The sequence below is a fragment of the Pseudomonas sp. LG1E9 genome (assembly GCF_003290225.1).
GTDB lineage: Bacteria > Pseudomonadota > Gammaproteobacteria > Pseudomonadales > Pseudomonadaceae > Aquipseudomonas > Aquipseudomonas cyclaminis.
In genome coordinates this window covers 555917-582086 of record NZ_CP029983.1, presented here as the reverse complement: position 1 = coordinate 582086, position 26170 = coordinate 555917, and the positions used below count along the sequence as shown (strand labels likewise).

General features: G+C 60.6%; 24 protein-coding genes. 15 read left to right on the top strand and 9 right to left on the bottom strand.

The features are described from left to right. Positions 1-19: 19 nt before the first annotated feature. Entirely contained in the window at positions 20-556 is a 537-nt protein-coding gene (locus tag DNK50_RS02930) for a DUF3299 domain-containing protein (RefSeq protein ID WP_099586063.1), read from the top strand. 55 nt (positions 557-611) lie between these two features. Here the strand turns inward: DNK50_RS02930 and DNK50_RS02925 are convergent, their stop codons facing one another. Both DNK50_RS02925 and DNK50_RS02920 read right to left on the bottom strand, forming a co-directional pair. Continuing rightward, entirely contained in the window at positions 612-1511 is a 900-nt protein-coding gene (locus tag DNK50_RS02925) for a D-hexose-6-phosphate mutarotase (RefSeq protein WP_112192786.1), read from the bottom strand. A 57-nt stretch (positions 1512-1568) separates the two neighbouring features. Further along, positions 1569-1973: an acyl-CoA thioesterase gene (locus DNK50_RS02920; protein ID WP_003176975.1), complete on the bottom strand. Its 405-nt coding sequence runs from the start codon at positions 1971-1973 to the stop codon at positions 1569-1571. Positions 1974-2214: 241 nt separating this feature from the next. Between DNK50_RS02920 and DNK50_RS02915 the strand changes: the two genes are divergently transcribed. The 10 genes from DNK50_RS02915 (at position 2215) to DNK50_RS02870 (ending at position 13242) form a co-directional block, all read left to right on the top strand. Further along, entirely contained in the window at positions 2215-3504 is a 1290-nt protein-coding gene (locus DNK50_RS02915; RefSeq protein WP_112192785.1) for an MFS transporter, read from the top strand. Between the two features lie 245 nt (positions 3505-3749). After that, positions 3750-4736: a phosphate ABC transporter substrate-binding protein PstS gene (locus DNK50_RS02910; RefSeq protein ID WP_099586060.1), complete on the top strand. Its 987-nt coding sequence runs from the start codon at positions 3750-3752 to the stop codon at positions 4734-4736. A 384-nt stretch (positions 4737-5120) separates the two neighbouring features. Then, positions 5121-7154 (top strand): ABC transporter permease subunit, encoded by a 2034-nt coding sequence (locus tag DNK50_RS02905; RefSeq protein WP_177411586.1) that lies wholly within the window; start codon positions 5121-5123, stop codon positions 7152-7154. A 15-nt stretch (positions 7155-7169) separates the two neighbouring features. Further along, a complete protein-coding gene (gene pstA / locus DNK50_RS02900; RefSeq protein ID WP_099586058.1) occupies positions 7170-8840 on the top strand; it encodes a phosphate ABC transporter permease PstA in 1671 nt (556 codons plus the stop codon). Between the two features lie 118 nt (positions 8841-8958). Next, positions 8959-9792: a phosphate ABC transporter ATP-binding protein PstB gene (pstB, locus tag DNK50_RS02895; RefSeq protein ID WP_027608247.1), complete on the top strand. Its 834-nt coding sequence runs from the start codon at positions 8959-8961 to the stop codon at positions 9790-9792. Between the two features lie 70 nt (positions 9793-9862). Then, the gene (phoU, locus tag DNK50_RS02890) at positions 9863-10624 is read left to right on the top strand and encodes a phosphate signaling complex protein PhoU (RefSeq protein ID WP_053127580.1); all 762 of its coding nucleotides are present in this window, start codon (positions 9863-9865) and stop codon (positions 10622-10624) included. Positions 10625-10792: 168 nt separating this feature from the next. Next, positions 10793-11701: a response regulator gene (locus tag DNK50_RS02885; RefSeq protein WP_099586057.1), complete on the top strand. Its 909-nt coding sequence runs from the start codon at positions 10793-10795 to the stop codon at positions 11699-11701. Positions 11702-11888: 187 nt separating this feature from the next. Continuing rightward, positions 11889-12212 carry a type II toxin-antitoxin system RelE/ParE family toxin gene (locus DNK50_RS02880; protein ID WP_112192783.1) on the top strand — a complete coding sequence of 108 codons (324 nt, stop codon included), beginning with the start codon at positions 11889-11891 and terminating at the stop codon, positions 12210-12212. Positions 12213-12215: 3 nt separating this feature from the next. Then, positions 12216-12515: a helix-turn-helix domain-containing protein gene (locus DNK50_RS02875; RefSeq protein ID WP_099586055.1), complete on the top strand. Its 300-nt coding sequence runs from the start codon at positions 12216-12218 to the stop codon at positions 12513-12515. Between the two features lie 55 nt (positions 12516-12570). Further along, entirely contained in the window at positions 12571-13242 is a 672-nt protein-coding gene (locus DNK50_RS02870; RefSeq protein ID WP_112192782.1) for a peptidoglycan DD-metalloendopeptidase family protein, read from the top strand. A gap of 3 nt (positions 13243-13245) precedes the next feature. Here DNK50_RS02870 and DNK50_RS02865 read toward each other — a convergent pair whose 3' ends face one another. The 3 genes from DNK50_RS02865 to phoB form a co-directional block, all read right to left on the bottom strand. After that, a complete protein-coding gene (locus DNK50_RS02865) occupies positions 13246-14586 on the bottom strand; it encodes a hemolysin family protein (RefSeq protein WP_099586053.1) in 1341 nt (446 codons plus the stop codon). Positions 14587-14794: 208 nt separating this feature from the next. Continuing rightward, the gene (phoR, locus tag DNK50_RS02860; protein ID WP_178117271.1) at positions 14795-16081 is read right to left on the bottom strand and encodes a phosphate regulon sensor histidine kinase PhoR; all 1287 of its coding nucleotides are present in this window, start codon (positions 16079-16081) and stop codon (positions 14795-14797) included. A gap of 82 nt (positions 16082-16163) precedes the next feature. Then, complete coding sequence (gene phoB, locus DNK50_RS02855; protein ID WP_003231714.1) at positions 16164-16853, bottom strand: phosphate regulon transcriptional regulator PhoB; 690 nt, start codon at positions 16851-16853, stop codon at positions 16164-16166. A 155-nt stretch (positions 16854-17008) separates the two neighbouring features. On the opposite strand from phoB, the gene DNK50_RS02850 reads away from it, so the two are divergent. Further along, the gene (locus DNK50_RS02850) at positions 17009-17389 is read left to right on the top strand and encodes a hypothetical protein (protein ID WP_112192781.1); all 381 of its coding nucleotides are present in this window, start codon (positions 17009-17011) and stop codon (positions 17387-17389) included. A 113-nt stretch (positions 17390-17502) separates the two neighbouring features. Here DNK50_RS02850 and ubiA read toward each other — a convergent pair whose 3' ends face one another. After that, positions 17503-18393 (bottom strand): 4-hydroxybenzoate octaprenyltransferase, encoded by an 891-nt coding sequence (gene ubiA, locus DNK50_RS02845; RefSeq protein ID WP_112192780.1) that lies wholly within the window; start codon positions 18391-18393, stop codon positions 17503-17505. Continuing rightward, positions 18393-18956: a chorismate lyase gene (locus DNK50_RS02840; protein ID WP_112192779.1), complete on the bottom strand. Its 564-nt coding sequence runs from the start codon at positions 18954-18956 to the stop codon at positions 18393-18395. Before DNK50_RS02840 ends, ubiA begins: the two co-directional genes overlap by 1 nt. A gap of 196 nt (positions 18957-19152) precedes the next feature. Between DNK50_RS02840 and DNK50_RS02835 the strand changes: the two genes are divergently transcribed. The 3 genes from DNK50_RS02835 to DNK50_RS02825 all read left to right on the top strand — a co-directional run bounded on the left by DNK50_RS02835 (position 19153) and on the right by DNK50_RS02825 (position 20973). Continuing rightward, complete coding sequence (locus tag DNK50_RS02835; protein WP_003213373.1) at positions 19153-19320, top strand: rubredoxin; 168 nt, start codon at positions 19153-19155, stop codon at positions 19318-19320. Between the two features lie 37 nt (positions 19321-19357). After that, complete coding sequence (locus DNK50_RS02830) at positions 19358-20506, top strand: NAD(P)/FAD-dependent oxidoreductase (RefSeq protein ID WP_112192778.1); 1149 nt, start codon at positions 19358-19360, stop codon at positions 20504-20506. Positions 20507-20697: 191 nt separating this feature from the next. Continuing rightward, positions 20698-20973, top strand: coding sequence for an HU family DNA-binding protein (locus DNK50_RS02825; protein ID WP_003176958.1), 276 nt, complete (start codon positions 20698-20700; stop codon positions 20971-20973). A 100-nt stretch (positions 20974-21073) separates the two neighbouring features. On the opposite strand, the gene DNK50_RS02820 is transcribed toward DNK50_RS02825, so the two are convergent. Both DNK50_RS02820 and DNK50_RS02815 read right to left on the bottom strand, forming a co-directional pair. Continuing rightward, entirely contained in the window at positions 21074-21673 is a 600-nt protein-coding gene (locus tag DNK50_RS02820) for a hypothetical protein (protein ID WP_099586047.1), read from the bottom strand. Between the two features lie 19 nt (positions 21674-21692). Then, complete coding sequence (locus DNK50_RS02815; RefSeq protein WP_256595473.1) at positions 21693-26147, bottom strand: RHS repeat-associated core domain-containing protein; 4455 nt, start codon at positions 26145-26147, stop codon at positions 21693-21695. Positions 26148-26170 lie beyond the last annotated feature (23 nt).

Genomic DNA, 26170 nt, shown 5'->3' with positions numbered 1-26170 from the left:
GTAATTGCCGAGCCTCTCCATGCGCCGTCTTCTGTTGACTCTCCTCCTGCTGGGCTCTGGCCTGGCGCACGCCAGTGAATTGCCGGAAACCGACTGGCTCGACCTGATGCCGATGTCGGACCAAAAGGCCCTCGAAGCCATGCCCGAGATCGACCACAACTCCCCGGAAGCTCAAGGCACCTTTACCGACAAGGGTGGTTTGAAGCAGAGCAAAGGCTTGCCCGCGGTGATGTATTCGACCAAGACCGTGGCGGCCATGAACGGCAAGAACATCCGTATCGGTGGCTACCCGGTGCCGTTGGAAACCGATGCCAAGGGCCGTAGCACGCTGTTCTTCCTGGTGCCGTACCCAGGCGCGTGCATCCACGTGCCGCCACCGCCGCCTAATCAATTGGTGCTGGTGCGTTATCCCAAGGGGCTGAAGCTGGATGATATCTACACGCCGCTGTGGGTGACGGGCACGTTGAAGGTGGAGAAGGTCAACAATGACTTGGCGGATGCGGCGTATGCGCTGGATGCGGGGAAGGTGCGGGTGGTGAAGGAGTCAGACCTCTAGAACCCGACACATAACCATGTGGGAGGTGGCAAGCCCCTCCCACATTTGATTGGGTTTACAGAGCTATACCGCAGATGCTCACGCCCAACGTGTGACGTTCACCCGGCGCCAGCGCCACCACATCCTCCAGCACATTCGCCGTCTCGATGCACAGCATGCCTGTCCAGCCATCGTCGGCCATGTCGACGAAGGCCTTGGCGCGTTCGGTCCAGGGGTTCCAGATCACGGTGGATTTCGAGCCTTCGCTGATGAGCTGGATACGGCGCTGCCAATCCTTGTCGACGATGGTCAGCTCTGCAGGCGTGTCGAGATAGATGCGGTCGGTCTCGGCACTGAAGTGCAGCAGGCCGGATTGCTTCTTCTCGCTCCAGCCATCGGCGGTGTCGATGTACGCCGAGCCGTCCAGGCCGTCGACCTGCACGTTGCGCACATCGCTGACGGCGAAGTAGGTGTGCAGCGCCTGGCTCAGGGTGACGGTGTCGGTGCCCCGGTTATGGCTGGTCAGGCGGATGTGCAGTTGGTCGTCCAGCCGCAGGCTCAGTGTCAGGTCAACCTGATGAGGCCAGCCGGGGAAGCCGCCTGCCGGTACGGGCAGTGTCAGGTCCACGCGCAGTGCTTCGCCTTCCAGTTCGCTCCCCGCCAATTCCCAGCGTGCCGTACGCGCAAAACCGTGGGCGCCGGCAGGTTGGTCACTCTGGCGCATCGCCTTTACTCTTTGCGGGTTGCGGTCGAACACGCCAAACCATGGCCAGCACACCGGTACACCGGTTCGGATGCCTTTGCCTTGCTTGAACACCGCCGCCGGGTTAGGCCAGATCAGCGGCTGCTCGCCCTCACGCCCGTAACTGAAGATATGCGCGCCCTGCTGGGCGACCATCAATTGCGCGCCGTTGTGGCGGATACGCCAGCAGTCCAGCTCGTCGATTTTCAGGGTTTCAACGTGGGGCGTAGGCATACACAGCACTCTTCATGGCAGGCAATGGGGCAATGGACCGTCAAAACCCGGCGAGGTTTAACGTGCGCGCGACGGCACCGAACGCGTGCGGCCACTGCCGTCGATGGCGACGAACACAAACACCGCCTCGGTGACCTTGCGCCATTCGCTGGACAGCGGGTCGTCGCTCCACACTTCGACCATCATCTGGATCGAGCTGCGGCCGATTTCCAGGGCCTGGGTATAGAAGGACAACTGCGCGCCCACTGCCACCGGCACCAGAAACGCCATGCGATCAATCGCCACGGTGGCCACGCGACCGCCCGCGACCTTGCTGGCCATTGCCGTGCCGGCCAGGTCCATCTGCGCGACCAGCCAGCCGCCGAAGATATCGCCAAAGCCGTTGGTCTCGCGCGGAAGCGCGGTGATTTGCAGGGCGAGGTCGCCTTGCGGGATAGGGTCTTCTTGTTCGAGTTCGATCATGCCGGAGATGCCTCTCAAGACTGCGGGTTCTTGCGCGTGCGTGGGCCGAGTATATCGACACCCTTGCGCCGCGACGACCTTCTGTGGCTGATTTGGTCGGCAATTGGCCGCTGTATCGCGGCTTTTTGCGGCAACTGTGCTTGTGATGTGCTTTTGCAAGCGATTTGCTATCTTGCCCAACCCGTCCTGGCTCAGCCAGCACACCGGATCTGCCGTCCTGACTAATAAGAGAAGCCTTGCCATGTCCTCCGTGCCCGCAAGCAGTGCGCAGCCTTCGCGCCCGCTGACCCGCAACGACTACAAAACCCTGTCGCTGTCTGCCTTGGGCGGGGCGCTGGAGTTCTACGATTTCATCATTTTCGTGTTTTTCGCCACCGTGGTCGGAAAACTGTTCTTCCCTGCCGACATGCCTGAATGGCTGCGCATGATGCAAACCTTCGGCATCTTCGCCGCCGGTTACCTGGCCCGCCCACTGGGCGGCATCATCATGGCGCACTTCGGCGACCTGCTGGGCCGCAAGAAAATGTTCACCCTGAGCATCTTCATGATGGCCGTACCGACCCTGATCATGGGCCTGCTGCCGACCTACGCGCAGATCGGCCTGTGGGCGCCGATCCTGTTGCTGCTGATGCGCGTCATCCAGGGCGCGGCGATTGGCGGCGAAGTGCCGGGCGCGTGGGTGTTCGTCTCCGAACACGTACCGCCACGCCATATCGGCTACGCCTGCGGTACCCTGACCAGCGGCCTTACGGCCGGTATCCTGCTGGGTTCGCTGGTGGCCACCGCAATCAACACGCTTTACACCCCTGAGCAGGTCTCGGATTACGCCTGGCGTATTCCGTTCCTGTTGGGTGGCGTGTTCGGCCTGCTGTCGGTGTACCTGCGTCGCTGGCTGCACGAAACGCCGATCTTCGCCGAAATGCAGCAACGCAAGACGTTGGCCGCCGAGCTGCCATTGCGCGCGGTACTGCGCGACCACCGTGGCGCCATCGTGCTGTCGATGCTGCTGACCTGGTTGCTGTCGGCCGGCGTGGTGGTGGTTATCCTCATGACCCCGACCGTGCTGCAAACCATCTACCACTTCAGCCCGACCGTAGCGCTGCAAGCCAACAGCCTGGCCATCGTGACCCTGAGCCTGGGCTGCATCGCCTCCGGCGCCTTGGCTGACCGCTTCGGTGCGGGCCGCGTGCTCATTAGCGGTTGCGCGCTGCTGCTGGCCACTTCTTGGACGCTCTACCACAGCCTGTTGGCTCACCCGGACTGGCTGTTCCCGCTGTACGCCTTGACCGGCCTGTTTGTCGGCACAATCGGCGTGGTGCCGTACGTGATGGTCAAAGCCTTCCCACCCGTGGTGCGTTTCAGCGGCTTGTCGTTTTCCTACAACGTGGCCTATGCCGTGTTCGGCGGTCTGACGCCACTGGCGGTCTCGCTGCTGATGAAAGAAAGCCCGATGGGCCCGTCTTACTACGTGGCTGCCCTGTGTGTGATGGGGATGGGAGTAGGCGTGTATCTGTGGAAACGCGGGCGTTAAAATCACCCGGTTCCCCTGTGGCGAGCAAGCTCGCTCGCCACAGGCTCTATAGGGGTTTGCGAACCCCCGCTTCAAGCGCTCCAACCTCCTCGCAAGTCCCTTATTCATTGGCCTTCTCCCTTCCTGTCAGGAAATTCTTAAATAGTGGCCTTTCATCTAACTGTCACATTGCAGACATAGAGTGTTCACACGGCCTACCGATACTTGGCCCCGATCCAACTATCCCTATCTGCTAGGAGCAAGGCATGAAACTGAAACGTTTGATGGCGGCAATGACTTTTGTCGCTGCTGGCGTTGCGACCGCCAACGCGGTGGCCGCTGGTGTTGATCCGGCAATCCCGGCGTACGTTAAGACCACTGGTGTGTCGGGCAACTTGTCCAGCGTCGGTTCCGATACCCTGGCTAACCTGATGACCCTGTGGGCCGAGGGTTACAAAAAGGAATACCCGAACGTCAACATCCAGATTCAAGCTGCCGGCTCCGCTACTGCGCCACCTGCGCTGACTGAAGGCACCTCCAACCTGGGCCCGATGAGCCGCAAGATGAAGGACACCGAACTGGCTGCCTTCGAGCAGAAGTACGGCTACAAGCCAACCGCTATCCCGGTGGCCGTGGATGCCCTGGCCGTGTTCGTGCACAAGGACAACCCGATCCAGCACCTGACCATGGAGCAAGTGGACGCGATCTTCTCCTCGACGCGTCTGTGCGGCGGCAAAGCCGACGTGAAAACCTGGGGCGAGCTGGGCGTGACCGGCGACCTGGCCAACAAGCCAGTGCAGCTCTTCGGTCGTAACTCGGTGTCCGGCACCTACGGCTACTTCAAGGAAGAAGCCCTGTGCAAAGGCGATTACAAGCCTAACGTGAACGAACAACCAGGCTCGGCTTCGGTCGTGCAGTCGATCAGCTCCTCGCTGAACGGCATCGGTTACTCGGGCATCGGTTACAAGACCGCCAGCGTGAAAACCGTGCCTCTGGCCAAGAAAGGCAGCACTGACTACATCGAAGACACCGAAGAAAACGCCCTGAACGGCAAGTACCCGCTGTCGCGTTTCCTCTACGTGTATGTCAACAAAGCCCCGAACAAGCCTCTGGCTCCGCTGGAAGCTGAGTTCGTGAAACTGGTTCTGTCCAAACAGGGCCAGGAAGTTGTAGTGAAAGACGGCTACATCCCACTGCCAGCCAAAGTGGCCGCCAAGGCCCTGGCTGACCTGGGTCTGAAAGAAGGCAACTGATTGCCTTCGCGGGGCCGGCATACCGGCCCCGCATCCGAATTTTCTAGTCCGCTGCCAGCTATGCTTCGCGGCGGATTTGTTGCGTCACTGCACTGTCATCTTTCTGTCATACAGGATCGCTAGGGTGTGCGCATGAATGATCTGGCCAATTCCACCATGACGACGACTTCTCCTCCCAAGCGCATTGATTTCAATACGCCTGAGCTGCAACGCAAGCGCCGCATTCGCGCGCTCAAAGATCGCCTGACCCGTTGGTACGTGCTGGTGGGCGGCCTCGCCGTCCTCGGTGCTATCACCCTGATCTTCTTCTTCCTCGCCTACGTCGTCGCGCCGTTGTTCCAGGGTGCCTCGTTGACCAAGGAAGAGGCGCTCACCCCGGCCTGGATCCAGGACGCCGGCAAGCCGCTGATGATCTCCCTCGAAGAGCAGAACCAAGTCGGCATGCGGGTTTCCGACAAGGGCCAGGCGCTGTTCTTTAATGTAGAGACTGGCGCCGAGCTCAAACGCGTCGACCTGGCGCTTCCCGTGGGGACCAGCGTCGCGTCCATCGGTGAAGACCAGCCAGGCAGCCCGCTGGTGATCCTTGGTTTGTCCAATGGCCAATCGTTGGTGTTCCGCCACACCTACAAAGTGTCCTACCCGGACGGCAAGAAAACCATCACGCCAGCGATTGAATACCCTTACGGTGAAACGCCGATCGTGCTGGATGACGCCGGTCGCCCGTTGGAACATGTAGCCCTCAACGCCACTGACACCTCCCTGGTGGTGGCAGGTTCGGCCGGTTCGCACCTGAGCGTGCTGACCCTGAGCCGCGAAGAGAACATGATGACTGGCGAAGTCACCAGCGAGCAGAAGCGTGTCGAGCTGCCGCAAATGACCGAGCCGGTGAAGGCGATCTTCATCGACCCGCGCCAGCAGTGGCTGTATGTGATCAACGGCCGTGCCCTGGCCGATGTGTTCAGCCTGCGCGACAAGAGCCTCAACGGCCGCTACAAACTGTTGGAAGATGGCAACGCCGAAATCACCGCCAGCACCCAACTGGTCGGCGGTATCTCGCTGATCATCGGTAACTCCAAAGGCGGCCTGGCGCAGTGGTTCATGGCCCGCGATCCGGATGGCGAGCAGCGCTTCAAGCAGATCCGTACCTTCCAGATGGGCACGGCGCCCATCGTTGAAATCACCGCCGAAGAACGCCGCAAGGGCTTCACCGCCCTCGACGCTTCCGGCCAGTTCGGTGTGTTCCACAGCACCGCCCATCGCACTTTGCTGGTCGACCCGGTGGTCGACGGCCAGGGCGTGTTCGGCCTGTCGCCACGGGCCAACCGCGTAATCGTGGAAGCCGGCGGCAAGCTGCAACCGTTGCTGCTCGACAACCCGCACCCGGAAGTGTCCTGGAGCGCGTTGTGGAGCAAGGTCTGGTACGAAAACTACGACGAGCCTAAATACGTCTGGCAATCGACCGCTGCCAACACCGACTTCGAACCCAAGATGAGCCTGGCCCCGCTGACCTTCGGTACCTTGAAGGCCGCGTTCTACGCCATGCTGCTGGCCGCACCGCTGGCCGTCGCCGCTGCGATCTACACCGCCTATTTCATGGCCCCGAGCCTGCGCCGCAAGGTCAAGCCGGTGATCGAGTTGATGGAGGCGATGCCGACCGTGATCCTCGGCTTCTTCGCCGGCCTGTTCCTGGCGCCATACGTGGAAGGGCATCTACCGGGGATTTTCAGCCTGCTGATGCTGCTGCCGATTGGCATCCTGGTGGCGGGCTTTGTGTTCAGCCGCTTGCCGGAGTCGATTCGCCTGCGCGTTCCCGATGGCTGGGAAAGCGCGATCCTGATCCCGGTGATCCTGTTTGTGGGCTGGCTCTCGCTGTACATGAGCCCGTACCTGGAAACCTGGTTCTTCGGCGGCGACATGCGCATGTGGATCTCCCACGACCTGGGAATCACCTACGACCAGCGCAACGCGCTGGTGGTCGGCCTGGCCATGGGGTTCGCGGTGATCCCGAACATCTACTCCATCGCCGAAGACGCCGTGTTCAGCGTGCCGCGCGGCCTGACCCTGGGCTCGCTGGCCCTGGGTGCCACGCCGTGGCAGACCATGACGCGGGTGGTGATCCTGACCGCCAGCCCGGGCATCTTCTCCGCCCTGATGATCGGCATGGGCCGTGCAGTCGGCGAGACCATGATCGTGCTGATGGCCACCGGCAACACGCCGGTGATGGAGATGAACCTGTTCGAAGGCCTGCGAACGCTCGCGGCCAACGTCGCGGTGGAAATGCCGGAGTCGGAAGTGGGCGGCAGTCACTACCGCGTGCTGTTCCTCTCGGCGCTGGTGCTGCTGCTGTTCACCTTCGTCATGAACACCCTCGCGGAGCTGATCCGTCAGCGTCTGCGCAAGAAATACTCGTCGCTTTAAGAAAGGTAGAAGTCTGTGAAACAGAACTCCCTGAATGGATGGTTCAAGAGCGGCGCCCCCGGCGTCTGGATCAGCGGTGGCGCGGTGTCCATCGCGGTCATCATGACCATTGGGTTGCTGGCCGTGATTGCGGTGCGTGGTTTGGGCCACTTCTGGCCGGCTGACCTGATCCAGGCCAACTACAGCGTGCCGGGCCAGGAAAACCATATCGTCATCGGCGAAGTGGTGCAGAAAGAAGAAGTGCCCCGCGAGCGCCTGAAAAGTGCTGGCCTGCCGGTGCCCGATGAAGGCCCGGAATTCATGACCCGCGAGCTGATCAAGGTCGGCAACCGGGACTTGAATGGCAACGACTTCACCTGGATCGTCGGCGAATGGCTGAAGGACCAGACCACGCCGAAAAACCTGATGGCGATCGAGCGGCGTGAGTGGGGCAACTTCTACGGCACCCTGGTCAACGTCAAGCAGGATGGCAAGGTCATCGCTGAAGGCGAGGCCGCGTGGCCGGAACTGCAAGCCCGCGTCGACCGCGTCAACAAGCTGGCCGCCCAGCTCAAGAGCCTGGAAAAAACCGATATCGGCGCGATCAACGCCGGCCTCGAACGCATCCGCCTGCACGGTCGTAAACTGGAGCTGGAAGGCAAGCTCGATGCCACCGCCCAGGCTGATATGGATGCTGACCGCGCCGAGCTGAATGCCCGTTACCAGGACATCGAAGCGCGTCTGGCCGACCTGCACGCCCAGTTCAACCGCGATGCGCTGACTGCTCGCGATGGCAATGGCAAGGAAATCGAAATCGGCATCGGCAAAGTGGTGCACGCCTACCAGCCGAACGCCATGGGCACGCTGACCAAGATCGGTTTCTACTTCAGCAAAGTCTGGGAATTTTTGAGCGATGACCCACGGGAAGCCAACACCGAAGGCGGGATTTTCCCGGCCATCTTCGGCACCGTGATGATGACCCTGATCATGGCGATGATCGTGACCCCGTTCGGCGTACTGGCGGCGGTGTACCTGCGTGAATACGCCAAGCAGAACACCCTGACCCGCATCATCCGCATCGCTGTGAACAACCTGGCCGGTGTACCGGCCATCGTCTACGGCGTGTTCGGCCTGGGCTTCTTCGTGTATGTACTGGGTGGCTCGGTTGACCGCCTGTTCTTCGCCGAAGCCCTGCCGGCACCGACCTTCGGTACGCCTGGCCTGCTGTGGGCCTCGCTGACCCTGGCGCTGCTGGCGGTGCCGGTGGTGATCGTGGCCACCGAAGAAGGCCTGGCGCGGATTCCCCGCACCGTGCGTGAAGGTTCCCTGGCGCTGGGCGCGACCAAAGCGGAAACGCTGTGGAAGATCGTGCTGCCGATGGCCAGCCCGGCCATGATGACCGGCATGATCCTCGCCGTGGCCCGTGCCGCCGGCGAAGTGGCACCGCTGATGCTGGTAGGCGTGGTGAAACTGGCCCCGTCGCTGCCGCTGGACGGCAACTACCCATACCTGCACCTGGACCAGAAGATCATGCACTTGGGCTTCCACATTTATGACGTCGGCTTCCAGAGCCCCAACGTCGAAGCCGCACGGCCACTGGTGTACGCCACCGCCTTGCTGCTGGTACTGGTGATCGCCACGCTCAACTTGTCGGCGGTGTGGATACGTAACCACCTGCGCGAGAAATACAAAGCGTTGGACAGCTGACACGATCCAATGTGGGAGGGGGCTTGCCCCCTCCCACACTGGACCGCGCCATACACAGAATTTGAGTAAACCGCTCCGGCGGTTCAACGAACTGAATTGGTAGCACAGGGAGCATCCCATGCAACACGACACCCATTCCCACGGCATCAACATGTCTGCCCTGGGTCGCGACAAGCAGAGCCTGAGCCTGGCCCAGGAAACCGTGGCCATCGAAGTGCCAGGCCTGAGCCTGTACTACGGTGACAAGCAGGCGCTGTTCGACGTCAGCATGAACATCCCCAAGCAGCGCGTGACTGCCTTCATCGGCCCGTCGGGCTGCGGCAAGTCCACGCTGTTGCGCACCTTCAACCGCATGAACGACCTGGTCGACGGTTGCCGTGTGGACGGTGCGATCAACCTCTACGGCACCAACATCTACCGCAAAGGCGAAGACGTGGCCGAGTTGCGTCGCCGCGTGGGCATGGTGTTCCAGAAGCCCAACCCGTTCCCCAAGACCATCTACGAAAACGTGGTCTACGGCCTGCGTATCCAGGGCATCAACAAGAAGCGCATCCTCGACGAAGCCGTGGAGTGGGCCTTGAAAGGCGCGGCGCTGTGGGATGAGGTCAAGGACCGCCTGCACGAGTCGGCACTGGGCTTGTCCGGCGGCCAGCAGCAACGTCTGGTGATCGCCCGTACCATCGCCGTGGAGCCGGAAGTGCTGCTGCTCGACGAACCCTGCTCGGCACTCGACCCCATCTCGACCCTGAAAGTGGAAGAGCTGATCTACGAGCTCAAGTCCAAGTTCACCATCGTCATCGTGACCCACAACATGCAACAGGCGGCGCGAGTTTCCGACTACACCGCGTTCATGTACATGGGCAAGCTGGTGGAATTCGGCGATACCGATACCCTGTTCACCAATCCGGCGAAAAAGCAGACCGAAGACTACATCACCGGTCGCTACGGCTAGGAAGCTGTGGTTCTGATTGCATTGACGCTGCGGTTCTCCGCACCTTACCGGACGCTCCAAGGACGCCAACATGATTAGCAAAGAAGGCCTTACCCATCACATCTCCGCGCAGTTCAACGCCGAGCTTGAGGAAGTGCGCAGCCACCTCCTGGCGATGGGCGGCTTGGTGGAGAAGCAAGTCAACGACGCCGTGACCGCGCTGATCGAGGCCGACTCGGGCCTGGCCCAGCAGGTGCGTGAGATCGACGACCAGATCAATCAGATGGAACGCAATATCGACGAGGAATGCCTGCGCATTCTCGCCCGTCGCCAGCCGGCGGCCTCGGACCTGCGTTTGATCATCAGCATCTCCAAGTCGGTGATCGACCTGGAGCGCATCGGCGACGAAGCCACCAAGATCGCCCGCCGCGCCATCCAGCTGTGCGAAGAAGGCGAAGCGCCACGCGGCTACGTGGAAGTGCGCCACATCGGCGATCAGGTGCGCAACATGGTGCGCGATGCCCTAGATGCGTTTGCGCGCTTCGATGCCGACCTGGCGCTCTCGGTGGCGCAATACGACAAGGTCATCGACCGCGAATACAAGACCGCCCTGCGTGAGCTGGCGACCTACATGATGGAAGACCCGCGCTCTATCTCGCGGGTCTTGAGCATTATCTGGGTGCTGCGTTCCCTGGAGCGGATCGGCGATCATGCGCGCAATATCTCGGAACTGGTGATCTACCTGGTGCGCGGTACCGACGTACGGCACATGGGCCTCAAGCGTATGAAGGCCGAAGTTGAAGGTTCTGCCGATCAAATCCCTAATGTTCCGGGCGAACCTGACGATAAGTAAGGTTGCCCGAGAAATTAACGCCCGGCCTTTGGCCGGGCGTTTTCGTTTCTGGCATCTGAATTTTTTGCGCAGCGGAAGAAATAAAGTCCAGCTGTGACTACCGAGTTTTGGCAAAATGCCATTAGTCAGGCGTTCTGCGTGCCGAAGTTTTTATAGGATGAAGGGTCAATGAGTAAAGTCAGTGTATTGGTGGTGGATGACGCCTCGTTTATCCGCGATCTGGTGAAGAAGTGCCTGCGCAATTACTTCCCCGGGATCAAGCTTGAAGATGCGGTGAACGGCAAAAAGGCCCAGGCCATCCTGATGCGCGAAACCTTCGACCTGGTGCTGTGCGACTGGGAAATGCCGGAGATGTCAGGCCTGGAGCTGTTGACCTGGTGCCGCGAGCAACCGCACCTCAAGGCCATGCCGTTCGTGATGGTGACCAGCCGTGGCGACAAAGAGAACGTGGTGCAGGCGATTCAGGCCGGCGTTTCCGGGTATGTCAGCAAGCCGTTCACCAACGAACAGCTGCTGAACAAGGTCAAGCAGGCCTTGCACAAGGTCGGCCGCCTCGACGCCCTGGTCGCCAGCGCGCCGACCAAAATGAACTCGGCCTTCGGCAACGACTCCCTGAGCGCCCTGACGGGCGGCAAGCCTGAAGCGTTGCGTTCGGCCCCCGTTGCCGCTGCGGCGCCGGCGCCCAGCAAAGGCCTGCTCAGCAGCCCGGCGGTGCAAGCCCCTTCCGCCGCACCGGCCGCCGGTCGTGGCCAGGGCCAGCTGCGTCTGTCCAGCGGCACCCAGCAATGCGTCATCAAAGCGTTGAGCATCAAGGAAGCGCTGCTGGTGGTGCGTCGCACGGAAGTCCTGCCGCAGGTACTGGAAAGTGCCGTACTCGACCTGGAACAAGGTGACAACGCCGAAGTGGCCCGCCTCAACGGCTACCTGCACGCCATCGTCGCCTTCGAGCCCAAGCCCGACAGCGACTGGCTGCAACTGACCTTCCGGTTTATCGACCAGGATGCGCAGAAGCTCGACTACATCTCCCGCTTGATTGCACGGGGCACGGCGCAGAAGCATTTCGTGCCGGGTGCGTAAGCGCCTGAATATCGGGAATCGACCGGCTGTCTGACTCCCCATTTCTGGTTTGATTTATATCTGTTTCGATATAGTCTCTCGATAACGCTTCAGCGTTATCGAGACTTTGCTATGCCTTGAAACAAACGTCCACCGCTTAGGCCCTAATCGTCGATTTGGCTTTTTCTTTCCAGGAAAGGAGAGGCCAATGCCAAGGCACAAGGACGTAGTGTTTTTAGGAAGCTCGCTCAAGGATCTCAAAGCGTTCCCACTCGATGCCCTTAGGGCCGTGGGTTTTCAGTTGGACCTCTTGCAGCAGGGCGAACAGCCTTTTGATTGCAAGCCGATGAGAACCATAGGGCGGGGCGTCAGTGAGATTAGAGTTACTCAGGAGTCGGGAGCGTTTCGGGTGTTCTATGTGGTCAACCGGCCTGAGGCTGTTTATGTGCTGCATGCACTGCGCAAGACCACACAGAAAACCGAAGGGCGGGATATCGAACTGGCTCGCGCCAGATTGCAGGAGTTAGGTTAAGCCATGACAACTCAAAACATTCACGGTGAACGTTTCAGCTCCGTTTGGGACGCGTTGGAAGATACCCCTCAGCAAGCCGCCAATATGCGGCTACGTTCAAAACTGTTGTTGGAACTGTGCAAAACCATCCGCGGCTGGGAGCTTTCTCAAAAAGAAGCCGCCCAAAGACTGGGTATCAGTCAGCCCCGCCTCAACGACGTACTCACCGGCAAGATCGACAAACTTTCGCTGGATGCTTTGGTCAATTTGTCGGCAGCCGCGCAGATGAACGTGGATATTTGTTTTAATGGGCTGCCAGCATAGAGCTGTCATCCACACTTGCTAACCTGCCGCTCAGTCATCTCGGAAGGTTCACACCATGCTCCTTCGCCTTTTACTGTGCTGCGGGCTGGCCACGGTCACTACCTCGACCTTGGCCATGACCGTCTACAAATCCACCGACGCCAATGGTGTGGTGTTTTTCAGCGACCGGCACACCCCGGGCGCTCAAGCGTTTGAGCTGCATGAGCGCCGAGTCGAGCGTGTAAGACGACCGGTGCTCGATATGCCCAAACCCCTCTACCGACCGCAAGCCTACCGCTATCCTTTACCCTGGCGCGGCGGCCCGTTCCGCCTGACCCAAGGCCCCAACGGCAGCTTCAGCCACACCGACGCCAAGAGTCGCTACGCCATGGACATCGCCATGCCCGAAGGCACGCCGATCATCGCCGCGCGCAGTGGCGTGGTGGTGAGGACCGAGAACGGGCAGGCCGGGCGCGGCAATGATGCGTCGGGGAATTTTGTGCGGGTGCAGCATGATGACGGCACACAGGGCGTGTACCTGCACCTCAAGCAAGGGTCGGTCAGTGTGAGGGCGGGGCAGCGTGTGGCGGTGGGGAGCCCGCTGGCGTTCTCGGGCAATACCGGCAACAGCAGCGGGCCGCACCTGCACTTTGTGGTACAGCGCGCCACCGAGGCAGGGCTGGTGTCGATCCCGTATGAGTTCAACCAGCCGGTGGGCGCCTTGCCCAACTTTGCGTTGGGCAATTGAGGCTCAGTCGAGCATCAACACCTTGGCCAGTACGATCTTCGGCCCTTTCATCTTCTTGATGATAATCCGCAGGCCTTCAACCTCCAGCACTTCTTCCTCTTCCGGCACCCGTTTCAGGGTTTCGTAGATCAGGCCGGCCAGGGTTTCGGCTTCGATATGGTCCAGGTCGACGCCCAGCAGGCGTTCCACCTTGAACAGCGGGGTGTCGCCGCGTACCAGCAGCTTGCCCGGCTGGTAGGCCAGGATGCCGCGCTCGGCCTTGCGGTGTTCGTCCTGGATATCGCCAACCAGCACTTCCAGCACGTCTTCCATGGTCAGGTAGCCGATGATGTTGCCGTCGGCCTCTTCGACCACGGCGAAGTGCGAGCCGCCCTTGCGGAACTGTTCCAGCAACTGCGACAGCGGCATGTGGCGCGACACGCGCTCCAGTGGGCGCGTCAGCTCGGCCAGGTTGAACGACTCGGGGATATGGTCGAGTTCGGCCAGTTCCAGCAGCAGGTCCTTGATGTGCAGCAGGCCGACGAACTCCTGGCGGACGCTGTCGTACACCGGGTAGCGGCTGAACTTGTGGCGGCGAAACAGCGCGAGGATTTCCTTGAGCGGTGCGTTGAACTCAAGGGTCACCAGGTCTTCGCGGGAGTTGGCCCAGTCGACGACTTCCAGTTCGCCCATTTCCACGGCTGAGGCCAGTACGCGCATGCCTTGGTCGCTCGGGTCCTGGCCACGGCTGGAGTGCAGGATCAACTTGAGTTCTTCGCGGCTGTAATGATGCTCATGGTGCGGGCCCGGCTCGCCTTGGCCGGCGATGCGCAGGATCGCGTTGGCGCTGGCGTTGAGCAGGTAGATTGCCGGGTACATGGCCCAGTAGAACAGGTACAGCGGCACAGCCGTCCATAGCGACAGCAACTCGGGTTTGCGAATCGCCCAGGATTTGGGCGCCAACTCACCGACCACGATGTGCAGGTAGGAAATCACGAAGAACGCCGCAAAGAACGACACTCCCTTGATCACTTCCGGCGATTCGACGCCCACGGCGGCCAACAGCGGTTCGAGGATGTGCGCAAACGCCGGCTCACCGACCCAACCCAGGCCCAGGGAGGCGAGGGTGATACCCAGCTGGCAGGCCGACAGGTAAGCGTCGAGCTGGCTGTGCACGGTGCGCAGAATCTGCCCGCGCCAGCCGTTGGTATGGGCGATGGCCTCGACCCGGGTGGAGCGCAGTTTGACCATGGCAAATTCTGCGGCAACGAAAAAACCGTTGAGCAGTACCAGGATCAGAGCAAAAAGAATCATGCCGAAGTCGGCGAAGAGTGTGGCGAGGGTGATACCAGGGGAAGGGTCCATGATTGGGTTTTGCAGGTTCCGTGTGTTCAAGAAGGGGTGACAGGCAGGCCTGAAAGGCAGGCGCAAGTCGGCCAATGTAGCGGCTGACGGGGCGCTTGCCTAGTGGTTGCTGCCGGGTGGGACGTGGAATGTATTGTCCAAAACACTGGAGATCCACTGTGGGAGGGGGCAAGCCCCCTCCCACAGTTGGTTTCGTGCTGTATTCGAGTTATTCGTCATTCCCGACGAGCCGCGAACGCGTCACCTGCGCCGGCGGAAAATGGCAGGTAAAGGTGCTGCCATGCCCCAGCACGCTGCTGATTTCCAGGCGCGCACGGTGGCGCAGCAGCACATGCTTGACGATCGCCAGGCCCAGCCCGGTGCCGCCGGTATTGGAGTTGCGGCTGGAGTCGACGCGGTAGAAGCGCTCGGTCAGGCGCGGCAGGTGCTTGGCGTCGATGCCGATGCCGGAGTCCTGCACGCTCAGGTGGGCGCCTTGCTCGTCGGCCCACCAGCGGATGCGGATGGTGCCCTTGTCCTGGGTGTACTTCACGGCGTTGAACACCAGGTTGGAGAACGCGCTGCGCAATTCGCCCTCGCTGCCCTTGAGCAACACCTGTGGGTCGGCTTCCAGGCTGATCTGCTGCCCGCGTTCGCCTGAAAGGGCCTGGGCGTCATTCTTGATGGTCTGCAACAGGCTTTGCACCCCCACCGGATGGTTGTCCGAGGGGTAATCGGTGGCCTCAAGCTTGGCCAGCAACAGCAGGTCGTTGAGCAGCGTCTGCATGCGCGAACCTTGTTGCTGCATCTGCTGCAGGGCACGGCTCCAGCGCGGGTTGATCTCGTCGACGTTGTCGAGCAGCGTCTCCAGGTAGCCGCAGATCACCGTCAGCGGCGTGCGCAACTCGTGGGAGACGTTGGCGACGAAGTCTTTGCGCATCTGCTCCAACTGGTGGATGCGTGTCACGTCGCGTACCAGCATCAGGTGCTCGTTGTTGCCGTAGCGCGTCAGGTAAAGCTGGATACGCACCCGGTCGTTGGTCGGCGAGGGGATTTCCAGGGCTTCTTCGTAATTGTCCTGCTCAAAGTATTCCTTGAAGCGCGGGTGGCGCACCAGGTTGGTCACCGGCTGGCCGCTGTCCTGGGGCGTCTTGAGGCCCAGCAGGGTTTCGGCGGCGCGGTTCCACCATTCCAGGTTGCCGTCGCTGTCGAGCATGATCACCGCGTCCTTGAGCGCGGCGGTAGACTCCTGCACCCGGTCGATCACCGCTTGCAGGCGCCCGCGCACCCGTTGGTCGCGGCGTTGCAGGTGGTAGATGCTGTCGAACACCTCGCCCCACAGGCCGTAGCCGTCGGGTGGTGCTTCGTCGGGCTTATGCTGGCGCAGCCATTCATGCAGGCGCAGCAGTTGCTTGAGGGTCCAGCCCAGGTACAGGCCGATGCCGATGGCCAGGCTCCAGCCGTAGTAGCCGCTGATCAGCCCGACCAACAGGCAGCCGGTGATCAACAGGAGCATGTGGCGGATCAGGGTGCCATGCCAGTTCTGGTTCACTTAAACATGCGTCCTTGTCAGCTGTTAAGGAAGGAGAAGGGTTGGCTCAGCCTTTGGTGGAGAACCGGTAGCCGGTGCCGCGCACGGTTTGTACCAGATTCTCGTAGGCATCGCCCAAGGCTTTGCGCAAGCGGCGGATATGCACGTCGACGGTGCGCTCCTCCACATACACGTTGCCGCCCCACACCTGGTCCAGCAACTGGCCACGGGTGTAGGCGCGTTCCTGGTGGGTCATGAAAAATTGCAGCAGGCGGTATTCGGTAGGGCCCATCTCGGCCGGCGTGCCGTCGATGGTGACGCGGTGGCTGATCGGGTCGAGGATCAGGCCGCCGACTTCAATCGGCGCTTCGCCGTCGGTCGGGCCGGCGCGGCGTAATACGGCCTTCAGACGCGCTACCAACTCCCGTGGGGAGAAGGGTTTGGTGATGTAGTCATCCGCGCCGACTTCCAGGCCCTGGATCTTGTTGTCCTCTTCGCCCTTGGCGGTGAGCATGATGATCGGGATGTCCCCGGTCAGCTCATCACGCTTGAGGCGACGGGCCAGTTCGATGCCGGAGGTGCCGGGCAGCATCCAGTCCAGCAGGATCAGGTCCGGCTTGCGGTCGACGATAATGGCATGGGCCTGCTGGGAGTTCTCCGCCTCCAGGCAGTCGTAGCCGGCCATTTCCAACGCAACGGCGATCATCTCGCGGATGGGCGCTTCGTCGTCAACAATCAGAATGCTCCTGCCAACCATGCTCAAAAATCCTCTTGTCATTTAACTGTCTTGCGCCGCATTAGATAACGGAATTATTGCAGTCGTGTGACAGTAATTTAGTCGCTCGGGCAAATCACGGCACTCTGGACTACCCTTTGGGTCCGAATCCTGACAACCACAAAAGGAAGGTTCCGATGACTTACCGTACTGTTTCCTGGAAAGCCCTGCTGGTAACGGCCGCGTTGACGCTGCCAGGCTTGGCGTTTGCGGGGGAGCCTGCAATGACCCAAGGCGGCATGTTGGTGGATCACAAGGGCATGACGCTCTACACCTTCGATAAGGATGCCGAAGGCAAGTCGGTGTGCAAGGACCAGTGCGCGACCAACTGGCCGCCGCTGAAAGCCGAATCCACAGACACAAAGACGGGCGATTGGACGGTTATTACCCGTGATGACCAGACCAGCCAGTGGGCCTACAAAGGCAAGCCGGTGTACACCTACAAGGACGACAAGAAGGCCGGTGACAAGACCGGAGATGGCAAGGGCGGTGCGTGGCACATCATCATCAAGCCATAAGCCTGCGGCGCCGCTGAAAGCATCGGGGGCAAGCCCCCTCCCACAGTGGGAATGCGTACCCCTGTGGGAGGGGGCTTGCCCCCGATGGCGCCGGTACAGCCACCACAAAAAACTCAGCGAAACCCGTAGTCCGCCACAATCCCCACAAAAATCGCCAACCCGGCCCAGTGGTTGTGCAAAAACGCCTTGAAGCACTTCATGCGGTCCCGGTCACGGGTGTACCAGAACTCCCAGGCAAAGCAGCCCGCAGCGGCCAGCAACCCCAGATGGAACCAGCCGCCCAGCTCGAACTGCGCCCCTGCCAACAACAGACACACCAGCGCCAGGCTCTGCAGGGTCAGGATGATCACGCGGTCGGCATCGCCGAACAGGATCGCGGTGGACTTCACGCCGATCTTCAAGTCGTCGTCCCGGTCGGTCATCGCGTAATAGGTGTCATAGCCCACCGTCCACACCAGGTTGGCGATGTACAACAACCACGCCGTGGCTGGCAGGTGGCCCGTTTCGGCGGTGAACGCCATCGGCATACCCCAGGAGAACGCGGCGCCTAATACCACCTGCGGGTAATAGGTGTAGCGCTTCATGAACGGGTAACTCGCGGCCAGCGCCAATCCGCCAAGGGATAACAGGATGGTGGTGGCGTTGGTCAGCAGCACCAGCAGGAAACTGATGCCCATCAACACCGCAAAAAACACCAGCGCCTCTTTGGAACTGATCCTGCCGCTCACCAACGGGCGTTGCTCGGTGCGTTTCACATGGCCGTCAACCTTACGGTCGGCCCAGTCATTGATCACGCAGCCACCGGCCCGAGTCAGCACCACGCCCAGTACGAAAATCACGATATTGATAAATGAAGGCGAACCCTTTCCGGCAATCCACAGCGCCCACAGCGTCGGCCACAGCAGCAGGTAGATGCCGATGGGCTTGTCCATGCGGGTCAGTTGGATGAAGTCCCAGGCCCTGGGGGTCAGGCGGTTCAGGGATTTGAGCAGACGTTGGTACATCAGCGGTTCTCCGGATGGTCATGCAGCGCGTGCCAGAAGCTCGGCAGGAAGATTTCCGCCACCAGCACGCTCAGCGACCCACGGTCAAAACGTGAGCGGCGCGCCCACAGCTCATCGGCCTGATCGGCAGTCGGCAGCCATTGCCGTGGGTAATGGCACACCTCGATGGCTTGGCGCGTGAACGCTTGATCGCAGAACAGCAACTCGCCCAGTGAGCGGCTGCCCAACTCATCCATGTGCAGCCCGTCGCCCTGCAAGGCACTGCGCGCCGCCACGCTGCGGGCAAACACCCACGGTTGGCCGTGCCCGCGCAGATACACCTCGCGCACCCAGCCAACAGTGGCCGGGGCCAGGTCAAGGGCCACGCACTCATCGTCCCGCAACGGCTGCCAGCCTTCGAACAGCGGCGTCACGCTGAAAGCCTCGTCGGACAGCCATGTCAGCCGTCGCGTCAGCGAGCCTTCATCGAACAGCCAATTGAGGGTCAAGGGCGTGGGCAGAGGGCTCAAACGGCTCTGGATCAGCCATTGGCAAGCATCGGGGAGGGCGGTTGAGTGCGGCACGGAGAGTCAGTAATTGGCAGCAAAAGAGGCGGCGAGCTTACCATGGCACCCTGGACTTTTGCCGGGCTCAACCGGCACCTTGCGTCGATCGCGCTTGCATCTGCCGGCCCCGATCAGTACAAAACGCCCTGAGCCGCGCGGCAATGCGAGTCTATCGACCGTCGGCCAAGATGCCTGGACCCTGAGGAAGTAAGTAATGAAGAAGTGGCAATGTGTAGTCTGTGGCCTGATTTATGACGAGAAAGACGGCTGGCCGGATGACGGAATCGCTCCGGGTACCCTGTGGCAGGACGTCCCGGAAGACTGGCTGTGCCCGGACTGCGGCGTGGGCAAAATGGATTTCGAAATGATCGAAATCGGCTAATTTTCAGCTTTCAGAAAAGTACTACAAGGAGAAAGGAATGAACGCACCTGTCGTGATCATCGGCACAGGATTGGCCGGTTACAACGTAGCCAGGGAGTTTCGCAAACTCGACAGCGAAACCCCCTTGTTGCTGATCACCGCAGATGACGGGCGCTCCTACTCCAAGCCCATGCTCTCCACCGGCTTTGGCAAAAACAAGGAAGCCGATGGCCTGAGCATGGCCGAACCGGGCACCATGGCCGAGCAACTCAAGGCCCAAGTGCGTACCCACACCCGTGTCAGCGGCATCGATCCGGGCCACAAGCGCCTGTGGATCGGCGAGGAAGCCGTGGCTTACCGCGACCTGATCCTGGCGTGGGGTGCAGAAACCGTGCGCGTGCCGGTTGAAGGCGACGCGGCGGAACTGATTTTCCCGATCAACGACCTTGAAGACTACGCGCGCTTTCGCACTGCCGCGGCCGGCAAACGCCGCGTGCTACTGCTGGGCGCCGGCCTGATCGGCTGTGAATTCGCCAACGACCTGATCCTCGGCGGCTATGAAATCGACTTGGTCGCCCCGTGCGAACAAGTAATGCCAACCCTGCTGCATCCGGCGGCCGCTGCCGCTGTACAGGCTGGCCTGGAAGGCCTGGGTGCGCGGTTCCACCTGGGCCCGGTGCTCAACCGCCTGCAGCGCACTTCGGATGGGCTTGAAGCGCATCTGTCGGACGGTGAAGTGATCCCCTGTGACCTGGTGGTCTCGGCCATCGGCCTGCGTCCGCGTGTGGACCTGGCGGCCGCTGCCGGCCTGCAAATCAACCGTGGGATCATGGCGGACCGCCACCTCAAGACCTCTCACGCCAATATCTATGCCCTGGGCGACTGCGCCGAGGTCGACGGCCTGAACCTGCTGTACGTCATGCCCCTGATGACCTGCGCCCGCGCCCTGGCCCAGACGCTGGCAGGCAACGCGACAGCCGTCAGTTACGGCCCGATGCCCGTCACCGTGAAAACCCCGGTCTGCCCGCTGGTGGTTTCGCCGCCCCCACGGGGCGCCGAAGGTGTATGGAGCGTCGAGGGCCAGGGCGCCGACATCAAGGCCCTGTGCCGCGACGCCAGCGGTCGTCTGCTGGGTTACGCACTGACGGGCACAGCCGTGATGGAAAAACTGGCCCTCAACAAAGAACTTCCGCCGCTACTGGCGTAAATGCTGGTCGTTCTGTCGGAATAAGCACGTTTTTCACCCCAGAAAGGTCGCCGCGAGGCTGGCGGAGCGTGCGAGGGCATGCCATCCTCACTTCCGTCTGCCGCAGAGTAGAGCCTGCGGCGCTTTGGGCGCCGTTCCGTCAGAGAGCGGCACGGACATAACAACAAAAAACCGTCAAAGAGGCTTCACACATGCGTAAACCAGAACTCGCAGCCGCAATCGCTGAAAAAGCGGATCTCACCAAAGAACAGGCCAACCGCGTCCTCAACGCCGTTCTCGAAGAAATCACCGGCGCCCTGCACCGCAAGGACAGCGTCACCCTGGTTGGCTTCGGCACCTTCCTGCAACGCCACCGCGGCGCCCGCACCGGCAAAAACCCGCAAACTGGCGAGCCAGTGAAAATCAAGGCGAGCAATACCGTTGCGTTCAAACCGGGTAAATCGCTGAAAGATACCGTTAACGCTTAACGCGCAGTACCGTCTCGAAGGGAGGCGGGGCGGTAAGAAGAATGGGCACGCCGACTGGGTTGGGTGCCCATTTTTGTTGGGGCTGATTATGGGCTTGGGCTCAACCGTAGAAATAGTCAAAAAAGCGTTCGTAGTTATCCTCGCCCAACAAGGGGCTGACTTCCTTTTTGAGTAACTTCACGAACGTGCTAGAAAGCTCATCATCGTCGTTGTAGATATCAAAGATGTCGAATTTTCCATGGACGATCTCGACAGTCTTGGCGAATGCCAGCAGGAAATCAGCGAGAGAGTCGGCAATCTTGAACGGTGCTACGGCATCGTAGCTCGCCAGTACGGGTGTGCCTGGCATATCGGTCACCGCGATAACGGGCTTGCCACCGCCTATGTCATCCATGAAAACCAAGTGTTGCGCAGGCCAGTTCCCATTCAACTCAGTCTTGTTGGATTCGCCTGCCCACTTGAAGCCGACTTGACCGTCTTCCAATGCGTCCAAGTTGAAAAAGCAGATGGGGGTCAAGCCCGTTTCGACTTCCACATCGACCGGCTCGCAAAGTTCGTAGAAGGAGTCCATCTCAGCGGACCGAGGCAGGGTTTGCGGCCATTTGGCGTTTGCCTGGCCGTTGTTTTCGAAGCGACCTTCGATGTCAAATTTCTTGTGGACGCGGCGCAGTTCTTTAAATGCGTTATCAAGGGCGCTCATATTCTTCTCCAATGGAAACCTATTTACCGCAGCCGGGTTTTGTAGCCGGTGTCCTGGCTCGGTCGATCAATCGGCCTTTGCCTGCATTACCGTAATTCTTCCTGTGCCCTTGGGGGCTGTTCAAGTGTTCGTCAATGCCACTTGGATGGTTCGCGTTTTGCAAGAATACAATGTTCCGTGGGTCACCTTTCCAGGCCTTGCCCAGTGCACCGTTACCTTCGACACTGTTGATATGGTGGCCGGTGTAACCCGCTTTGGACATCAAAGAGTTCAAGCGGGCATTGCTCTTGGTATTTTCGATCAAGTCTCGCTCATGGGGCGCCCAGTCTCTTGAACCACCACCGCGGCTCACGAGTTCCCGCTCTTCTCCCCAGGCCCGATTAATGGCTGTCCCACGGCCGCCGGCCTTGGGTGTAACGGAATTCTTGGGCTTGTACCGTACCAAATCCTTCGGGTTCAGGCCGTAGGGGTCGATCCACGTCAGTGGATTCGTTGAATACAGGTAAAGATTCAGTCCCCCGGCAAGGCCAATGGGGTCAGGCGTAGTGAAGCGGCCGATGTCCGGATCGTAGTAGCGAAAAATATTGTGATGTAGGCCGGTTTCCCGGTCCAGGTACTGCCCCTGGAATCTCAGGTTCTGTTCTTCGATGTAGTAGGGTTCACGCGTTTCCCGAACGGTGTTTCCCCATACCTGATAGCTGGCTTGCCAAACTGTCTGGCCGTCATTTTCCGAAAGCAGCTCGGGCAGCCCGTTCAGGTCATTATGGTAATAGCGCACTTTTTGCTGGGCGCCTGTTCCATCAACCCGAGCCAGGGGTTCGTGGCTTTCGTCACCATAGATATAAAGACTTGTCTGCGCATGTTTGTGCTCTTGCACCAACCGTAACCCGTCCCAAGTGAATCGAGTCTCGCTCAGCAGTTGGCCATTTGCGTCGTGGGTTGTCTTGGATGTTCGTCGGCCCAGCGGGTCATAGGTCATGTGCACGACCGATTGCTGCCCGCCCTGTTCATTTCGTACTTCGATCAGACGATGTTCGGCGTCATAGGCGAAACGCTGGACGCCGCGCTTGGCACTGCGCTTCTCGATCATCCGGCCGAAACCGTCGTAGCGATAGCGTTTGTCCTGGAAAGTCAGGAGCTTGTTGTGCACCACCAGCCCGGCCCCGGGTTGTGGGCCATCGAGCAGGTTGGCAGCGGCGTCGTAGGAATAGGTTTCGTGTCGTGCTGCAAAATTGTCCTGGCTGGCGATGACTCGGTCGGTTGCATCGTAATGCAGCAATTGACGGTGCTGGCCATCGGTCTGTTGCTCAAGCTTGCCCACCAAGTTATCGGCGGTGTCGTACTCGAACTGTTTTTGTACTGCGCCAGGCAGTACAGATGCCCGGGTGATGTGGCCGCGTTCGCGGGAGCGCAGACGGCCACAGCGATCATAATGCTGGCGTGTACTCAGATACCCCTGAGTACGCAGTACTTCACGGTGTAGACGGTCGCGCTCGAAATCGCTGATGACACGTCCGTCTAGGTTTATCTGATGGAGGTGCCCGCTGCCGTAATAGAGGCGATTGAGCCAGCGCCCATCGGGTAAGCGCGTCTGGTTGAGGTTTCCCAGCTCGTCGTAGTGATGCTGTAACGCACCTGCTGCGGTTTTCTCCTCTACAGCTCGACCCAGGGCGTCATAGCTGAAGCAGACGGTTTGTTGCTGGCCTGTCTTATGGGTAAAGGTGACAGCCTTGAGTTGGTCCAGTAAGTCGTAGGTGTACTCAGTACGGCCATCATCGGTGACCTTGCCCACCAGTCGCCCTGCCGCGTCGCGCTCAAAGTCATGCACGACAGTCGGTTCGAGCACGGCCGTGACTACTGCCATCCCGCTACCGTACGGTGCTGCAACCGCTTCCATGCGCGAAATATTGTTCAGTACGTCGTAGTGATAGCGGCGGATACTCCCATCCAAATCCTGCTGTTCGGTCACACGATCATTGGCGTCCCATTCGAAGCGATATCGTTCGCCGTTCTCGTTTGTCAACGTGCGCAGCCGGCCATAGCTGTCATAGGCAAAGTTGACCTCGCGATTGTGCGCGTCGACGCGCTGGCGGACTTGCCCCTTTCGATTTCGCAGGTAGTGTGTAGAGTGCCCGGCGAAGTCGGTATGAGCCGTTAGTTGGCCGATGGTGTCGCGTTGGAAATACTCAATACGCCCATCCGGAAGTTGAGTGCTCAGCACTCGACCCTGGACGTCGTGAACGAATGTCGTACGCTCACCCAGTGCATCAGTGATGACCTGCAAATAACCTCTTTCGTCGTAGCTGAACCGCGTCGGGTAGCCGGAGCAGTCAATATGCTCAATGAGTTGACCGAACGGGTTCCAACGCAGCCGTTTACTTTTCCCCGTTGCATCGATGATCTCTACCGGTTGTCCGCTGCTGTCGTAGCGATACCGTGTGATATGACCCAGCGGGTCGGTCTCGACAATACAGTTGCCCCGCGAGTCGTAGCGTGAGTGCCAGGTGTTGCCCTCGCTATCAGTCACCGAAACCGGCAACGCCCAATGCTCCAACCACACTATTGAATTATTGCGCCCTAATGGATCGCTCTCGCCGATCAGGTTGCCGGGGTCATCGTAGCTGTACGCATAGCGGCCACCCTGCGGGTTAGTGGCACTGAGCAGTTGGCGCTCGTCGTTCCACTCAAAAAGCCAGGTCTGACCGAGATTGTCGTTGTACTCAATGATTTGGTGCTGTGCGTTCCAATACCGGGAACTGACGCGCTGTAAGCCGTCGCTGATGCGCGTGAGACCGGCTTGCAAGTCGTAGTCGAACTGATAGGCGTCGCCGTCGTCGGTCCAATGTCGAACCACACGCCATTCCATGTCTTCAACCAACGCCCACTCATAAAAGCAGCGCAATCCGGTGGGCAGTTGGTGCTCCACCATCCGGCGACCGTTGTCGTAAACAAAGCGACGCTGTATCTGGCCGGTCGCGTCGCGTACTTCGGCTAGGCTTGCGGCTGCGTCGTAGGCATAGCTGACGAGCACTTCACGACGCTGGTCGGGGTACACACGCTCGATTCGCGCCAATAGACCTTGATCGCGGATCAGCTCCACCTGCACAAGGTCGAACGTGTCGCGCAGCCGCACCAGGCGTCCGGTTTCGTCGTAGTCGATATGGATTCGGTTGTCATTGCGGTCGCCGAGCTGGCTCAGGCGCAACTGCGACGGGCTGGCAGTGGGTTCGAACAAGCGGTACAGACCATCATCACTTTCGATCAGCAACTGCCCATTGAGGTGTCGCCGCACGGCGAGCCCTTCACCGGCGCTGAATACTGCGCCGCCCAACGGGATCGAACCCATGTCAATCGGGCGTCCCTGCTCGTCGGTGTACACCAACGTCTCGCCGCCTTCGGGATGCGCACGGATCTCTACGCACACTTCATAGGGCACGCTCCAGCCAGCACCAAACAGGCTGCCCGAGCGTTCGTCGCGGCTGTTGTAGAAGCGTTGCCAGTCAATCGGCAGGATGCCGGGCAGCACAAAATCCAGTTCCTCGACATCGCCCAGTACCTTCGCGCCCGTCGCCGCATGCACCGGATTCGATGAGCCCATCGCCGCGTTGGCCATTGCGCCCATCGCACTGCTGACGGCCATCGAAGTCGCGCCGCCGATCAACATGCACGGCAGCTTGCTGAAGAACTTGCCCTTGCCGCCCTTGAGCATCAGCAACGCCGTCACCGCCAGCCCGACGCCCGGTGTCTTGCCGCTGCGAACCTCACGCACCACCACCGAGCCGCCGCCAATGGTCACGTTGGAGGAGATCAGCCCCGACGACACCACCGTTGCATCGCAGGTGCTGCGATCACCGCTGCGCACCGCCGGCTGGCCGTTGATCGTGACCTTGTCCGAACCCTCGGCCAGAAACTGCGGTGGCATCGGCGGGTGCTTCATGCACACGACCACGTCCAGCGGCTTGGGCACGGCGCCGGGAGCCGGTGTCGCAACGGTCGGACGCCACATCTGCGAGAAGAAACTCTCGGCCATGTCCAGATAGCTGGCTTCGGGTTCAGGCGCGGGCTCTTCCAGCTCGGTACTGGCTGGCGCGACGTGGGAACTGATCGCCCCGGCGGCACGGGCTGCGGGGATGCTGTTGGTCAGTGTGTCGGTGGAACCGGTGAGAATGTTGGCCTGCACCGTGGGCGGAAACAGCGCGTTGCTGAAGCTGTCGCATAAATTCGTCAGGCCTTTGTCCGCGCCCGTCTTGCTCATGGCCAGGCCGACAATCGTGCCCACAACTGCGCCCAACAGGAAGCAGCCGAGCCCGCCGGTGGCGACGGTAATGCCGGTGGCCGCGACCACGGCAGCGGTCGCCACGGCGGTGATCGCGATATTAGCCGCCACCTCCAGCACACCGCCGAGGATATCGGCCATCATGGAAGTGTGGGTCAGCGCATCGCCCATGCGGGCAGCCCAGAGTGCGTCAGGCACGCGTTTTGTCCAGCGTCACGGCA